The organism is Amycolatopsis sp. NPDC003865, from assembly GCF_053605345.1.
The window spans coordinates 157,129-171,215 of the sequence record NZ_JBSGJA010000020.1 but is presented as its reverse complement, the minus strand read 5'-3'; the positions used below and the strand labels follow the sequence as shown (position 1 = coordinate 171,215).

Below are 14,087 nucleotides of genomic sequence, written 5' to 3'. Positions count from 1 at the left end.
TGGAGGAACGATGAGTTCGTGGTCCCTGCGCGCCAAGGTCGTCCGAGCCATGTGCGTCCCGTTCGCGGCGCTGAGCGTATGCGTCGCAGCCGCGTCTCCAGCCGGCGCAACGACCGAGATCCAGCTCCGCGAAGGCTGCGGCTACCTCGGCTGGGGCGAGTACCGGCATTGCGACGGCGGCACCGGCTCACGGGTCGACCTGGATGTCGAAGACGTCTGGGGCAACCTCTACCGCTACTGCGTCGGGCCCGGCACGACCGACCTCCAACCAGTGATTCGGTGGCGGGTCACCGGGGCGTGGTGGAACGGCGGCGTCGGGTGCTATCCGGGCTTCGAAGGCCCGGCGTAACTCGAGGACGGCTTCCGGTCCTCGGCCAGTCGACGCGGCGGGCGTTCGTGCCCTCCTTCGATAACGCCCGCCGCGTCGGCGAATCAGGAAGCGACCACGAGCGTCACCGCCATCGCCGAGACGAGACACGGTCCGAACGGCACGGCGCGGCTCGCCCTGAGGCGGGGGATGAGCAGGAGCGCAAGCGCGATGAGCGACGCCAGGAAAACCGCGCCGGCCAGCTCGGCCCAGCCGGCCCAGCCGGTCACCAGGCCGACGACGGCTGCGAGGCCGACGTCTCCGGAACCGACACCGCCTTCGACCAGAAGCGCGAGCAGCAGGTAGAAGCCCGCTGCCGCGAGCATCGCCCATACAGCGCGGAGGCCGGGAGCCGGGTCAGAACGCGCCACGCACAGGTATGCGAGACCGAGCGCGGCGCCCACGAGCTGAGGCACGACGACGATTCGAGGTAACCGATGTTCGAGCCAGTCGATGATCGACAGCGGAATTGCGAGCGTCAGCACGTAGGCGTAGATCGGCAACTCGCCTCGGGTGCCGACGTGCCAGGCGAGGATGGCGAGGACCAGTGCGGTGACGAACGCGCCAAGCCACCAGGACGACGCGATCCGCGGCGGTCGATCGGCGAGTCGTTTGGTGATCACGCTTCCGGCGGCGCCGAGACCGAAGCCCGCCACCGCGCCGATGATGGCCGGCCAGCCGTTCACAGCTGCGCCGCCGGACTGTCGCTGCTGCTTCTCCCCACAAAGCAATGCTGGCGAGCTCGTGGATCGTGCGCATTGCCCGTCCTACCAACGAGTGAACTTCTACAGCGGTGGTCCCCGGCGCGGGGCGGTCAGCTGATCATTCCAACGGGAGGGGAAGTCATGAATCTGCGTCACGGTGCTGTCGGAGCCTCTTTGGTCCTGCTGCTCGGGGCCTGCAGTTCCACCGAGCCGAGCGGACCGCCGGCGTCTTCGAGTACCGCGGCGACGAGCAGCGCGCTACGGCAGCCGGTGGACGAGGCCAGGGAGCGGGCGATAGCGGCGTACCTCGGCATGTGGAGCGACATGGCCGACGCCGCCGTGACTTCGGACTGGCGATCGCCGAAGCTCGCGTCGAACGCCACGGCCGACGCCTTGTCGAGGATTTCCCGTGGCCTCTACGCCGACCACTACAACGGGCTCGTCACCAAAGGGAAACCGGTCAATCATCCGATGGTCGAATCCGTCGAGCCCGTGGGTGCACCGACCACGGTTAACGTCGTTGACTGCGGGGACGACAGCCATTGGCTGAAATACCGCGCCGATACCGGACAGCAGGCTGACGACGGGCCGAGCGGCCGTCGCCACATCGAAGCGAAGGTCAAGAAGGCCGTGGACGGCTCCTGGAAGGTCGTCGACTTCGCGGTCCAGGACGTGGGGACATGCTGATGCGCGCTCCGGCTGTCGGCGGAGTGATCGTCGCCTTGCTGCTGAGTTCGGCGGCCAGTGCGTCGGCGGGTGGTTGGGGATCGGTCGACTGTGCTCAACAGCCGTCGCCCTACTGCGAACTCGGAGCCGGGAAGACCGGAAAGGCACCGGGAGGCGGCGACCGCGTGCCGGACGAGCCGGGCCGGAAAGGTGGCGGTGGAAAGACCACTCCGCCGCCCGGTGACCGGATCGTCGGCGGTACCTCGCCCGTGGCGAACTGCTCGTACGTCCGGAGCAACTTCCAGCCTCCGGCAAACGGCGTCCAGACCGTCGCATTCCGTCGAGCTGTACCGCCGGTCGTCCTCGCGTCCGCGCCGCTTTCACGCGCGAGCAACATCGTCGCGCAGCAGGGCGGGGCCTGGTACGTCTACCGGTGCTCGAGCGCGGGTTTTCGCGATGGCCTCTACCGGGCGCCGATCTGGCTTCCCGACGGGGCGGCACCGGCTGGAGCGGCCTTGCCCTCTCCGCAGGAGCTGGCCGAGCAGGCTCGAACTCAGCTTCGCTTGCCCTCTCCACGTATCGAGGCCAACCCGGCCGGCGACAAACTGGTGAGCCTGCCGACCTGGCTGTGGCTTGATCGCGGCAGCTGGGGACCGCAGCAGGCGACCGCAGCCGTTCCCGGTGTGTCGGTGACGGCGGTGGCGACGCCGAAGTCCGTCTCCTGGTCGACGGGCGACGGAGAGACCGTGAACTGCTCCGGCCCGGGAACGCCCTTCCCACCCGGCGGTGACGCCTCGGCGGCGTCCCCTGATTGCGGCCACACTTACCGCCGGTCGTCGGCGGCAGCGCCGGCACAGCAGTTTCCAGTCGGGGCGACGATCCACTGGACGATCACCTGGTCCGGAGCCGGAGCGAGCGGCACGTTCCCCGACTTGACCACGTCGGCGTCGGCAGCGTTCCGGGTCGCCGAAATCCAGGTTCTCGGTACCGGGCGCCGCTGACCGGCCGAACTGGCTGTCGACAGCCGGTTCGCGCATCCACAACTCCGCTTTGACCTGTGCACCAGCTGGCACGAGGTGCGCGGCGCGGTCGAACCATGCCTGGGAGGCATCTCGTGACCAGCATCCGTACCGGTGACCACGACACGGGAATCGAGACCGGTTCCGTGTCGTGGCTGGGGAAAAAGGGGCAGCTGGCGGCGGTGCCGGCCGGTCGGCGGACGCGACGTCGCCTGCCGCACCTGCTCGTCGGCGTCCTGCTCGTGCTCGCGTGCGTCGGCGGGGCACTGTGGTGGACCACCAGCACGCAAGGCCGGGTTTCGGTGCTGGCGGTCGCTCGGCCGCTGAGCGTCGGGCACGTCCTCGATCGCACGGACGTCCGTGAAGTTGAACTCGCGGCCACCGACGCGATCGCGACCATCCCGGCGGAGCGGGCGACCACCGTGCTCGGCCGGCCGATGGCGACGAGCCTGAGCCCGGGAGCATTGCTCACCCCGGGCAGCATCGGCCCGGCGACGCTCCCCGGCGCCGGGCACGCGATCGTGGCGGTCGCGCTGAAGCCGGGGCAGTTCCCGCTCGAGATCGCGGCCGGGGCGCCCACCCTTGTCGTGGTCACCGCGCCGTCGCCAGGTTCCTCAGCCCTGCCGGAAAGCGGGCAGACGTGGCCGGCCATCGTTACCGGGCTGGTCAAAGCGGAATCCGATCAGACCACGGTGGTCTCGCTGCAGCTGGTGGGCGACGCCGCGCTTGCGCTGGCCCGGGTGCCGGTCGGCCAGGTCTCGCTGGTCCTGTTCGCGGGCGGTGAGCGTTGATGTTGATCGCTCTCGCCAGCGTGAAGGGCTCGCCGGGCGTCACCACCTTCACCCTCGCCCTCGCCGCGAGCTGGCCGACCGAGGTCCGTCGCGTGGTCGTCGAATGCGATCCCGCCGGCGGCGACCTCGCGCAACGATTCGGCCTGGCCGCATCGCCCGGGCTGCTCAGCCTCGCAGCGGCAGCCCGCCAGCCAGTGGATCCGGACGTCGTCTGGAGCCACACCCAGCCGCTCCCGGGCGGTCTGCAGGTCATGCCCGGCCCGTCGGGAGGCCAGCAGGCGCGGGCCGCGCTGAGCACCCTGACCTCGCCGTCCTCACCGCTTTACAGCGCTGCGTGCCGGCCGGCGGTGGCGATGTTCGCCGACTGCGGGCGCTTGGACCCGTGTTCGCCCGCCGAGGCGGTGATTCGTCACGCGGACGTCCTGTTGGTGATCTCCGGCACCTACAGCGACGAGCTCGCTCACCTTGCCACCCGGGTTCACGAGCTGGGCCGTACGGCCGCCCGGGCGTGCCTGGTGCTCGCCGGCCGCGGCCACTCGACTCACGCCGTCGAGCGCGAGCTGGGCGTCCCGGTCATGGCGAGGATTCCCTACGACCCGGGCGCGGCCGCGCGCTATACCGGGCGAGCAGCCATCGGCCGACGACGGACAGGGGGGCTCGTCCGGGTCGCGAGCGATGTCTCCCAGGCCCTGCTCGTCGAGTCTCCACCCGCGCCGATTCCGCACCTCGTCGAGCAGGTGCCGGGTGTGCCTGCCCAGCCCACGGCGGCGTCCGGTGTCCGTGTTCTGCCACCCGCCCTGCACAGCGGCCGCTCTCAAACCAGTGCTCCGGGCGAGGAGTTTCGGTCATGACCGTGCTTGACGAACATCGCCGACCCGACCGCCACGCAGACTCCGGTCCCGAGGCGCGTCTGCGGGAGTTCTTGCGGCGCACGCTCGCCGACGAGCTGCCGAGCCGCGCCGACGCCGCCACGTCGATGACCGCGGCGCAGCGTCGCGAGCTGGCCCGCGGGCTTCTTCGCGGCGCGGGTGCCGCGCACAGCGAGGCCGAGCTGCAAGCGGGCCGGGTCCTGCTGTCGCCGGATGCCGAAGCGCAAGTCGTTGAGGCCGTGCTGGACGAGGTCTTCGGGCTGGGCGGGTTGCAGCCGCTGCTGGACGACCCGGCGATCGAGACGATCAACGTCAACCGTTTCGACCGCGTTTTCGTCCAGTACGCCGACGGCACTCGCGCCCAGGTCGCGCCGGTCGCGGCGTCGAACGACGAGCTGACCGACCTCGTCCGCACTCTCGCCGCGCGGGCGTCCTCGGAGGAGCGCCGCTTCGACCGCGGCTCGCCCGCCCTCAACCTGCAGCTGCCCGGCGGTGAGCGCCTGTTCGCGGTGCTCGGGCTCACGGCTGGCGGCGGGGTGACGGCGTGCTCGATCCGCCGCCACGGCTACCTGACCACGAGCCTCGCCCAACTGCGTCGCCGCGGCACCCTCGATGTCGGCCTTGAACGCTTCCTGCGCGCGCTGGTGCGCGCTCGCAAGAACGTCCTGATCACGGGCGGCGCCGGGTTTGGCAAGACCACGCTGCTGCGCGCGATGGCCGCGGAGATGGACCCGCTGGAGCGGATCGTCACCATCGAGGACGCCTTCGAGCTCGGTCTCGGGCTTGATCCGCGGCTGCACGCAGACGTCACCGCGCTGCAGGCCCGTCAGCCCAACGTGGAAGGCGCGGGTGCGATCAGCCAGGCCGAGCTGGTCCGCTGGGGTTTGCGGATGTCCCCGGATCGCGTGATCGTCGGCGAGATTCGGGGGCCCGAGGTCATCCCGATGTGCAACGCGATGTCCCAGGGCAACGACGGCTCGATGGCGACGCTGCACGCCAGCAGTTCGAAGATCGCTTTTACCCGGCTGGCGTCGTATGCCGCCCAGGGCGCCGAGCGGCTCTCGCTGGAGGCGACCGCGCTCCTGGTGGCGTCCAGCGTGCACTTCGTCGTGCACCTGGCCAAGGCCGCCGACCGCACGACCCGGGTGGTCTCCTCGATCCGCGAGGTCGTCGACGCCGACGGCGGAACAGTCGTCTCCAACGAGGTCTACCGCCCCGGCTCCGACCTCCGGGCGCGCCCGGTCGCCGGCGCGCTGCGCGCGGACACGCTCGGCGACCTCGTCGACGCCGGGTTCGACCCCGACCTCCTGACCGCGCCCGAGGGGTGGTGGGCGACATGACCAGCACCCTCATCGGCTGCGTCGCCGGGCTCGGCACCGCCGCCGGACTGCTGCTAGTCATGGTCGGCTTTCGTCGGCCGCAACTGCCGGCCCGTCCGCGGATCTCCCGACGCGCCGATCGAAGAGCCGTGCTCCGGCTCGGCGTGGCGCTCGGCGTCGGTCTGCTGGCCGGCGCGGCGACCGGCTGGGTCGTCGGGGGAGTGCTTGCCGCTGTCGCGGTGTGGTTCTTGCCCGCGTTGGTCGGGCCCGACCGCGCTCACGTACGCCGGGTCGCGCGGATCGAAGCTGTGGCGTCCTGGACGGAGATGCTGCGCGACACCCTCTCTGCTGCGGCCGGGCTGGAGCAGGCGATCCTCGCGACCGCACCGCTGGCACCCGTGGCGATCCGCGAGGAGGTCGGCTGGCTCGCGGCCAGGTTGCGCAGCGGACATCGGCTCGCTCCTGCCTTGCGGCGTCTGGGTGAGGACTTGGCCGATCCGACCGCGGATCTGGTCATCGCTTCGCTGGTCCTGGCGGCCGAACACCACGCTCGCCAGCTCGGCGACCTGCTCGGCTCGCTGGCGGAGACCGCCCGGGCGCAGGCGGCGATGCGGATACGCGTGGAAACCGGCCGCGCCCGTACGCGAACTTCGGTGCGGGTCGTCGTCGCCACCACGATCGCGTTCGCTGTCGGCGTCGTGGTGCTCAACCGCGCCTACCTCACCGCCTACGACAGCCCGCTCGGCCAGGCCGTCCTGCTCGTCATCGGCGCGCTGTTCAGCAGCGGCTTCGCGTGGCTGACGCGGATCGCCGCCGGCCGTCCCGATGCCCGGGTGCTGTTGCTGGACGACCCGACTGAGCCCGAACCGACCGCGGCCGCGTCGTGGAGTGGTGAGCGCGCATGATCGTCACGATCCTCTTCGGGCTCGGAGCCGGTCTTGGTCTCTGGCTGATGCTGACCTGGGCGATCCCACCCGCGGCCACGCTGGGAAGCCATCTAGCCGAGCCCATCCCGGTCTCGGTGGTCACCGACGTGCCCTGGGCCGTCGCCGCGGCCAAGCCGCTCATACCCGGGTTGCGTGCGCTGGGGCTGCCAGGCGACCGGCAGGCTCGTGATCTGCGCGTTCTGGGTCGCGGCGCCGATACCCAGCGCGCCGTGAAAGCGCTGCTGGCCTGCGTCGGCCTCCTGGCGCCGCTGCTGCTGGAAGGCCTGCTCGCCCTCGTCGACGCGCCCCTCAGCGTCGAGGTGCCGCTCGTCTTCGCGTTCGTGCTGGCGGCGGCCGGGTTCGTCGCTCCTGACTTCGAGGTCCGCGGCAAGGCTGCGCGTGCGCGTGCAGAGTTCCGCGCCGCGCTCTCGGCGTTCCTGGACCTCGTCTGGATCACCCTCGCCGGCGGCGCCGGCGTCGAAGCTGCACTGCTGGCGGCCGCGGACGTCGGACGCGGCGGCGCGTTCGGCCAGCTGCGCCGCGCCCTCGACGCCGCCCAGCTGACCCGCACCGCCCCGTGGGCGACCCTGCGCCGGCTCGGGGAAGAACTCGACATCACCGAACTCGCCGAACTCGCCGCGTCGGTCTCGTTGGCCGGCACCGAAGGCGCCAAGGTCAGAACCTCCCTGGCCGCGAAAGCTGCGGCGCTGCGCACCCACCTGGTCGCCGACGCCGAGGCCGACGCGCAAGCCGCGACCGAACGCATGGCGCTGCCGGTCACCCTGCTGTTCCTCGGCTTTCTCGGATTCATCGCCTACCCGGCCGTCACCCAGGTCCTCAACGGACTCTGACCGTCCACAGGAGACACCATGCTGACCTACTGCCGAACCCTTTGGAGTTTGATCTCCGCGCGGATCCTGTTGCTGCGACGGGACAACGGACGGGGTGAGATCACGACAACGGTTATCGTCACCGCGCTCATGGCTGTGCTCGCCATCGCGTTGATCGCGATCATCGCCGCCAAGCTGACCGCCAAGGCCAACAGCATCGACCTCGGCGGCTGACGTGACGTCGACACTGGCTGGTAGCGGCTGGCAGCGAGTCCGGCGCGCGCTGGCGGGGGACAGGGGAGCGGTCACCGCAGAGCTGGTGATCGCGACGCCGCTGCTGTTGCTGGCGCTGCTGGCGATCATCCAGTTCGCCCTCTGGTCCCACGCAACGCACGTCGCTCAAGCCGCCTCCGCGGACGCGCTCGCCGCGGCCCGCGCCCAACACGGCACCGCCGCGGCCGGCCGCGCCGCCGGTCGGCGACTGCTCGACGACCTCGCGCAGGGGCCGCTGCGGTCTTCGCAGATCGACGTCGAGCGGACCGCGACCTCGGCGTCGGCCAGCGTGCAGGGCGAGGTCGTTGCCGTACTGCCCGGGGTGCACCTGCACGTGCACGCCGAAAGCTCGGGTGCAGTCGAGAGGTTCGTTCCGGACGCCTGATGGGAGGAAATCCATGTCACTGCTCGAAAAGCCAGATGCAGTGACCGTCGGCGACTTCTCCGACGGCCCGGACATCATGCTGTGGAACCCCGATATCACAACGAAACACTGGCGCCGGCGCGTCGTTTCCGACTTCGCAGCTCGTCTTCCTTCGGCTCGCTCGGTGGCAGGGCTGCTGGCTCTCGCGCTTGTAGGGGGCTACGGCGTCGCGGGCTCCCTCGGTGGTGCGCTCGCGGTTGGCGGTGCCATCGCGCTCGTGCTCAGTGGCCTCTGCGACGCGGCCATCACCACCGCCTGCCTGGACACCGACCACCAGCATCAGCACGAACGCCGCTGTCGGCTGGAGCGGGTTCCCGGCGAGTTCTTTCTCCGAAGTGACGACTTCGTCGACTTGGGCGCGGCGGCTCACCAGACGGCTGGCCTGCTGATCGACCTCACCGGCGAACTGCACGCCACGACGGCGCGCGACTGGCTCGACCCCGAGCTGCCCACGCGTGTCCACCACGTGGTCTGGGAGGCACTGACCCGCCTGCTCCGGACGGCGCCTGCTCGCCGGCACGCCGCACAGCTCGCCACGACTCCTGGAGAGGCTGACCTCGCGGCGACTACCGCGTCGGCGATCGCCGAGTTCGACGACCTGCTCGGCGAGCTGGTCTTTCACCTGCAGGGGTGCGTCACGCTCACCCGGGAATGGGAAGCCAAGCTTCGCCACGCTGAGCTCGTCGGGCATACCAGCGCCATCCAAGCCAACCTTCAGACCGCGTCGATACGTTCGGTGGTCGCGGTCGCCGAGGAGCTGCCGACGTCCGTCTTCGCCTACGTCACCGCGGCTCGAGACCTGACAGAAGCCGGATGGTTCCGTTGGGAACTGCCGTCGTCGGAGCGAGTTCCGTGACCGCGGTGCAGCGTCGGCGGATGGTCGGCTGGTGGCGTGCCGAGCGCGGGTCGGTGACCGCCGAGGCCGTGCTGGTCGCGCCGGTCTTGGTCATGCTGCTGGTGTTCGTCGCCGTGGTCGTCCACCGCGGAGTTGATGCCCGGCTGCGGCTCGACGACGCCGCACACCAGGCGGCACGCGCTGCGAGCCTGCAGCGCACGCCGCCGGCTGCCACCGCCGCCGCGCAGGCGACCGCCACCTCGGCGCTCGCGGACGCCGGACTGGTCTGCCGCGACGCGACGGTCAGTACCACGGCCTCGGCGACTCCGGGCAGCACCGTCGTCGTCAGTGTCCGCTGCACCGTCGACTTCGGCCAGGCCCTCGTCCTCGGTGTCCCCGGCAGCCGGACGCTCAGTGCCGAGGCCAGCGAAGTCGTCGACATCTACCGCTCCCAGCCAGCTGGAGGCGCGTGATGGACGCCCGCCGTGCCGCTTGGTGGCGAGGCGAGGAGGGCCGGGTCTCGGCGTTCGTTGTCGTGCTGATGCTCGGGCTCCTGGCTTTGGCCGGACTCGGGCTCGACGGCGGCCTCGCGCTGGCCGCGAAGGTCCGAGCGACGGGCCAGGCCGAGTCGGCCGCACGCGCCGGCGCCCAGGCGATCGACCTCGCCGCCTACCGGGCGACCGGCGCGCTGCGGCTGGTCCCCGCCGACGCCGACGCGTTCGCTCGCCGGTACCTCGCCGGCATCGGCGCCACCGGCACGGTGACCGCCACCGTCGACACCGTGACCGTCACCGTCACGACCAGCCAGCGCACCCAGCTGCTGTCGCTTATCGGCATCCCGGCGATCGGCGCCCACGGCGGCGGCGCCGCCCACCCCCAGCGCGGCGTGACCGAGCTGGAGCCCTGAACACCGGAGGAGAAAGCCATGATCCCGACCGACGAGATCGAACGGCGGGTCGAGAAGGCCGACGCGGAGAAGAGCGCGAGGAGGATGGCCGCGGCCCGCGAGGTCGGCGAGCTCGCGCACCGCCGTGCCGTGCTCGCCGAAGAGCTGGCGGAGGTCGAACGCAAGCTCGGCATCGTGCTCGCCGCGGCGGTGGACGTCGTCGGCGTCGACGAGCTGGCCGAGTTCACCGACGTCTCGGCTGCCGACCTCACCAGGTGGCTCGCTGCCGGCAAGCCGCGCGCGCGGCGCGGTCGACCGCCTGGCCGCCGGCCGAAACCGGACACCCATCCCGGGACGTCCTCGGCACCCACACCGCCGGAAACTCGGCCGCAAGCACCCGGTCCGCAAACACCGGTGGCCCAAGGCCAGCGAATCTGATTCGGGGCGCAGTTGTGCCGACAGGACGGTCGACCAGAACGGGACCGCGGCAAACTCGCCGCGCGTTCCTGCGTGGTGCGCGACGGCTGCTGCAAGCCGGCGTGGCACTCGTGCTGCTGTCCGGGCTGTCGGCGGGGCTGCCGTGGGCGCTGGCGTGGTTCATCGGGTGGCCGCTTCCGGATCACGTGCCCACCGCGGCAGAGCTCGGCGCGGTGCTGATGGCCCCGCCGTCGACGAGCCTGCTGCTCGACGTGCTCGCGTGCGGGGCGTGGCTGCTGTGGGGCGCGTTCATCCTCGAGCTGGCCGGCTGTCTACGCGACCTCGTCCTCGCCGCTGGCAAACCGGACCTCGCCCGTCACGGCAGCCCGCTCCGCCGGGTCGCGGCGGTGCTCATCACCGCCATTGTCGTGTCGTTCATCAGCCGCACGGCCATCGCTGCACCTGGCGGAGGGAGCGCGGCCCGGACCGGCGTGAGCGCGGTGATAGCCGTGCCGTCGGCTGTCGAGGGCGTACCGGAGGACGTCGAGCTGGTCCGGGCACCCCGCGACGGTGTCCACGACTCGCTGTACCGGATCGCGCAACGCCGCCTCGGTGACGGCGATCGATGGCCGGAGATCTGGTGCCTGAACGCAATGAGCGCCCAGCCTGGCGGTCGTACGCTGACGTCCCCCAGCATGATCCATCCCGGCGAGCGGATTCGCCTGCCGGCGACGTCCAGGCCGGTTCAGCTCAAACCACCGCAGGTGCAGCCTCCGCCGCGCGAGCCCGCGACTGGCTCGCCGTCGATGCTGGTGACGCCTTCCGCGACTGCTCCGAGCACTCGCTCGTCGTGGGAGCCCGAGGTGTTCATCGGTCTGGGCCTGGCAAGCGCAGTCGGCGCGGCGCTGCTGCTTGCCCGACGGCGTCAGCGCGCCGGCTACCGGCCCGGCAGCGGCCGGCGCGACGACCTGTCCATCGCCCCCGTCGTCTTCCAGCTGCATCGGGCACACCAGCACGCCCAGGCCGGACTCGAAGAGGCCGAGAGCGGCGACGCGGATGTCGACGGCGCCGACCTCGGCATCACGCCCGAGTTGGGCAGCCCCGACGATGAGGCCTCGGCGGAACTGGCGCTGAACCTCGCGGCAGCGCACGGGCTCGGTCTCATCGGACCCGGCAGCCACGCGGCGGCCCGCGCGCTGCTGCTCACGGTCATGACGTCCACCCCCAGGGCGGAGGTTGTCGCGCCGGTGGCGGATCTGCAGGCTTTGCTTGGCATCCCGGACAACCCCGACGAGCTGCTGGACGGCGTCCACATCGTCGACGGCGTCGCCGCCGCGCTCGCACACATCGGCAGTCAGAATCCGCCCGAGAACGCTCGCCGAATTCTCCTTGCGAAAGCACCGGCAGGCGAAGAGGATCGCTCCTGTCTGGAACAGGTCCTCGTCGAAGGATGCGCGAGCACGACGCTGTTGCTCCTGGGGCAGTGGCATCCCGGCGTCACGCTCTACATCGACGCCGCCGGTGCCATCACCGCGACGTCCCCGGGCCCGGGAGAGCCGTTACGCGGCCGGCGCGCGTTCACGCTGCCCGAGTCCGCGACCCGCGAGCTGTTCGCTCTCTTCGATGCCGCGCATAGCCCACGAGACGAGTCCCCTTCTGCCGACACGCACAGGCTGGAGGTCGCTGGCTCTTCCTCCCTCGACCAGACCGAGGCGCCAGCTGAGCCGGTCGCGATGCCAGCTGCCGACGTACGGCACAACCTGGCTACGCCGCTGGTGCTGTCGGTGTTCGGGCAGCCGAGGCTGTGCTGGCGGTCGGACGTCGCCCGCTCGGACGACACCGTCGAGGTCACCGGCAAGCTCTCGCCACGGCTCTGGGAACTGCTGATCTACCTGGCTCTGCATCCGGAAGGCGTTCCGCGAGCCGCGATCACCGACACCCTGTGGGCTGGCCGCCCAGCTCAAGATCCAGCCGCCGTGCTGCGCACCGTCCTGTCTCGCCTTCGCAGCACCATCGAGAAAGCCACGTACTCCGACATCGGTAATCTCGCGGTCGCGGAGCACGGCCGGTACCGCCTCGCGCCCGCCGTCGTCGAGGTCGACTACTGGACGTTCGCCGACGCGCTCGCTCGCCGCCGCAGAACGGCCGACCAGAAGCAACGCGCCGCGGCCCACGCCGCGATCGTCGCCGGCTACGGCGGCGAGCTGGCTGCCGGCTTCGAAGCCGAATGGCTCACCCCGATCCGGGAAAGCGTCCGACGCGACGCCCTCGACGCCGTCGCCGCGCTGGCTCGTGACCGGGTCCAGAGCGATCCCGAGTCCACACTGGAGCTACTGGAATCGGCGCGGGATTTCGACCCGCACAACGAGCTGCTCTACCGCGACATCATGCGACTCGAACACAAACTCGGCCGACACGACGCGATAGCCAGAACACTTCGCCTGCTCGAAGCGCGCCTCGCCGAAATAGACGAAACTCCGACGGCTGCCACGGTCGAACTCGCCGAGCGCTTACGACGACTCCATGATGGAGTCGTCGACGCGGAGGTGTGAATCATCATGCCGATGCCGGTGAAATACCTCGACGCTGAAATAGCTGATCAGCCACCGCGGATGTTAGTGTCGACGTGCTGATAGTCAACGTGCAGAAAAGTCCCTCGGTGTATCCGTTCAAAAGTTGCTGTAATTCGTCGCGTCCTCGGGGTTCCGCGACGCTCGGGGTCGACGCGCTCAGCGTCGTGCCGCGCGTGTGGACGACTCATTGGCGAGGGTTGCTCGAATCAGAGGCGCATCCCTCAGGCGGCTGGCATCCGCTGGGAGTGCCGGTGCACGCGCCGATCGGCCTGGAGTTCCGTGGACCGCCTAAGACGGATCCTCCGCCGATGCGGGAACGGGCAGGTCAGCGCTCGTATGCAGGGATCCGCTGGTGTCCCAGACTCGCTTGGCGACAAGCAGGCAAGCACATCGGGTCCGCCTCGTCGCCCAGGCCGTTGCTATCGTGTCCACGCAGCCCCGCTTCGACGGTCATCTCCCCTCGTGCAAGTGGTCGCCATCCGATTCTTTTACTTAAAAGAATCCTGCTTGTGCTGCTTTTCTGACGCTCTCGCCGGCCACTTGATGGCTATCATGACCTGCCTAAACATGCCTGCAGATTCGTCCCGAACTTCTTTTATTACGACGAAATGCGCCACCCGAATGGGGTGGCAATAGCTATTGTGCGCGCTGGTTTGTCGAGTTACTTTTGTTGTGTCACCGGAAAATCCGGAAATCAGCAAATCCTACCCGGCGTGGGCGCTGTCAACGAAACGGGGAACATCATGTGGAACGACCCGGGAACCGATCCCATTGTCATCCGAAACCTTGACGGTGCCCCCGAAGTGGCCTACCGCGTGACGTTCGACGACCGGAAAATCACCGTTCACGGCCCGGACGGTCCCCGCACCCGGACGTGCCGCCGCCGCAACGGCTACGCGCAAGACGCCATGCTCCGGGAAATGGGCTACGCCGGTTTGTTCGCGCTGTGCCCCGACGGCACCGACGACTACTTCTGCTACACGCACCCGCTGGCGCACTGAGCGCCACAACCGCCCCACGTCTGAAAGGGAACCCGCGATGACCACGCCCACCCCGCCCACCACCGGCTCAACCACCCCGGCGGGTGCCACAGCGACCAGGCTCCGCAACGGCGAACTCCGCGCCATGGTCGCCAAAGTCCTCGCCGACGACCCAGCGACCGCCCACACCCCGGGCAGTATCGCGCGC

At 70.2% G+C, this 14,087-nt stretch carries 17 protein-coding genes; 16 read left to right on the top strand and 1 reads right to left on the bottom strand.

The annotated features are described in order from the left end of the window. Positions 1-10 precede the first annotated feature (10 nt). Entirely contained in the window at positions 11-349 is a 339-nt protein-coding gene (locus tag ACWEVP_RS37570; RefSeq protein ID WP_452067330.1) for a DUF6355 family natural product biosynthesis protein, read from the top strand. A gap of 83 nt (positions 350-432) precedes the next feature. Here the strand turns inward: ACWEVP_RS37570 and ACWEVP_RS37565 are convergent, their stop codons facing one another. Beyond that, positions 433-1,053: a prepilin peptidase gene (locus tag ACWEVP_RS37565; protein WP_452067329.1), complete on the bottom strand. Its 621-nt coding sequence runs from the start codon at positions 1,051-1,053 to the stop codon at positions 433-435. Between the two features lie 192 nt (positions 1,054-1,245). Here ACWEVP_RS37565 and ACWEVP_RS37560 point away from each other — a divergent pair, with 192 nt between their 5' ends. From ACWEVP_RS37560 to ACWEVP_RS37490, 15 genes are all read left to right on the top strand, one after another. Beyond that, the gene (locus ACWEVP_RS37560; protein WP_452067328.1) at positions 1,246-1,758 is read left to right on the top strand and encodes a hypothetical protein; all 513 of its coding nucleotides are present in this window, start codon (positions 1,246-1,248) and stop codon (positions 1,756-1,758) included. Continuing rightward, entirely contained in the window at positions 1,752-2,738 is a 987-nt protein-coding gene (locus tag ACWEVP_RS37555) for a hypothetical protein (protein ID WP_452067327.1), read from the top strand. The genes ACWEVP_RS37560 and ACWEVP_RS37555 overlap by 7 nt, the downstream gene beginning before the upstream one ends. A gap of 113 nt (positions 2,739-2,851) precedes the next feature. Next, the gene (locus tag ACWEVP_RS37550; protein WP_452067326.1) at positions 2,852-3,547 is read left to right on the top strand and encodes an SAF domain-containing protein; all 696 of its coding nucleotides are present in this window, start codon (positions 2,852-2,854) and stop codon (positions 3,545-3,547) included. Next, complete coding sequence (locus ACWEVP_RS37545; protein WP_452067325.1) at positions 3,547-4,398, top strand: carbon monoxide dehydrogenase maturation protein; 852 nt, start codon at positions 3,547-3,549, stop codon at positions 4,396-4,398. Before ACWEVP_RS37550 ends, ACWEVP_RS37545 begins: the two co-directional genes overlap by 1 nt. After that, complete coding sequence (locus ACWEVP_RS37540; RefSeq protein ID WP_452067324.1) at positions 4,395-5,756, top strand: CpaF family protein; 1,362 nt, start codon at positions 4,395-4,397, stop codon at positions 5,754-5,756. The genes ACWEVP_RS37545 and ACWEVP_RS37540 overlap by 4 nt, the downstream gene beginning before the upstream one ends. Then, positions 5,753-6,640, top strand: a complete 888-nt coding sequence (locus ACWEVP_RS37535) for a type II secretion system F family protein (RefSeq protein WP_452067323.1) — start codon at positions 5,753-5,755, stop codon at positions 6,638-6,640. Before ACWEVP_RS37540 ends, ACWEVP_RS37535 begins: the two co-directional genes overlap by 4 nt. Next, entirely contained in the window at positions 6,637-7,512 is an 876-nt protein-coding gene (locus ACWEVP_RS37530) for a type II secretion system F family protein (protein WP_452067322.1), read from the top strand. Before ACWEVP_RS37535 ends, ACWEVP_RS37530 begins: the two co-directional genes overlap by 4 nt. Before the next feature lie 18 nt (positions 7,513-7,530). Next, positions 7,531-7,725, top strand: coding sequence for a hypothetical protein (locus ACWEVP_RS37525; RefSeq protein ID WP_452067321.1), 195 nt, complete (start codon positions 7,531-7,533; stop codon positions 7,723-7,725). 1 nt (position 7,726) lies between these two features. Further along, positions 7,727-8,149: a TadE/TadG family type IV pilus assembly protein gene (locus ACWEVP_RS37520; RefSeq protein WP_452067320.1), complete on the top strand. Its 423-nt coding sequence runs from the start codon at positions 7,727-7,729 to the stop codon at positions 8,147-8,149. Positions 8,150-8,162: 13 nt separating this feature from the next. Beyond that, complete coding sequence (locus ACWEVP_RS37515; RefSeq protein WP_452067319.1) at positions 8,163-9,044, top strand: hypothetical protein; 882 nt, start codon at positions 8,163-8,165, stop codon at positions 9,042-9,044. Further along, a complete protein-coding gene (locus tag ACWEVP_RS37510) occupies positions 9,041-9,496 on the top strand; it encodes a TadE/TadG family type IV pilus assembly protein (RefSeq protein WP_452067318.1) in 456 nt (151 codons plus the stop codon). The genes ACWEVP_RS37515 and ACWEVP_RS37510 overlap by 4 nt, the downstream gene beginning before the upstream one ends. After that, positions 9,496-9,930, top strand: a complete 435-nt coding sequence (locus ACWEVP_RS37505) for a pilus assembly protein TadG-related protein (protein WP_452067317.1) — start codon at positions 9,496-9,498, stop codon at positions 9,928-9,930. The genes ACWEVP_RS37510 and ACWEVP_RS37505 overlap by 1 nt, the downstream gene beginning before the upstream one ends. Before the next feature lie 18 nt (positions 9,931-9,948). Beyond that, positions 9,949-10,347 carry a hypothetical protein gene (locus tag ACWEVP_RS37500; RefSeq protein ID WP_452067316.1) on the top strand — a complete coding sequence of 133 codons (399 nt, stop codon included), beginning with the start codon at positions 9,949-9,951 and terminating at the stop codon, positions 10,345-10,347. 101 nt (positions 10,348-10,448) lie between these two features. Next, positions 10,449-12,878 (top strand): transcriptional regulator, encoded by a 2,430-nt coding sequence (locus tag ACWEVP_RS37495; protein WP_452067315.1) that lies wholly within the window; start codon positions 10,449-10,451, stop codon positions 12,876-12,878. A gap of 734 nt (positions 12,879-13,612) precedes the next feature. Then, a complete protein-coding gene (locus ACWEVP_RS37490; protein ID WP_452067314.1) occupies positions 13,613-13,900 on the top strand; it encodes a hypothetical protein in 288 nt (95 codons plus the stop codon). Positions 13,901-14,087 lie beyond the last annotated feature (187 nt).

Coding starts and splice junctions, on each gene's coding strand:
- ACWEVP_RS37570 (WP_452067330.1), top strand. CDS start 11: ATGAGTTCGTGGTCCCTGCGCGCCAAGGTCGTCCGAGCCATGTGCGTC.
- ACWEVP_RS37555 (WP_452067327.1), top strand. CDS start 1,752: ATGCTGATGCGCGCTCCGGCTGTCGGCGGAGTGATCGTCGCCTTGCTG.
- ACWEVP_RS37545 (WP_452067325.1), top strand. CDS start 3,547: ATGTTGATCGCTCTCGCCAGCGTGAAGGGCTCGCCGGGCGTCACCACC.
- ACWEVP_RS37540 (WP_452067324.1), top strand. CDS start 4,395: ATGACCGTGCTTGACGAACATCGCCGACCCGACCGCCACGCAGACTCC.
- ACWEVP_RS37535 (WP_452067323.1), top strand. CDS start 5,753: ATGACCAGCACCCTCATCGGCTGCGTCGCCGGGCTCGGCACCGCCGCC.
- ACWEVP_RS37530 (WP_452067322.1), top strand. CDS start 6,637: ATGATCGTCACGATCCTCTTCGGGCTCGGAGCCGGTCTTGGTCTCTGG.
- ACWEVP_RS37525 (WP_452067321.1), top strand. CDS start 7,531: ATGCTGACCTACTGCCGAACCCTTTGGAGTTTGATCTCCGCGCGGATC.
- ACWEVP_RS37515 (WP_452067319.1), top strand. CDS start 8,163: ATGTCACTGCTCGAAAAGCCAGATGCAGTGACCGTCGGCGACTTCTCC.
- ACWEVP_RS37505 (WP_452067317.1), top strand. CDS start 9,496: ATGGACGCCCGCCGTGCCGCTTGGTGGCGAGGCGAGGAGGGCCGGGTC.
- ACWEVP_RS37500 (WP_452067316.1), top strand. CDS start 9,949: ATGATCCCGACCGACGAGATCGAACGGCGGGTCGAGAAGGCCGACGCG.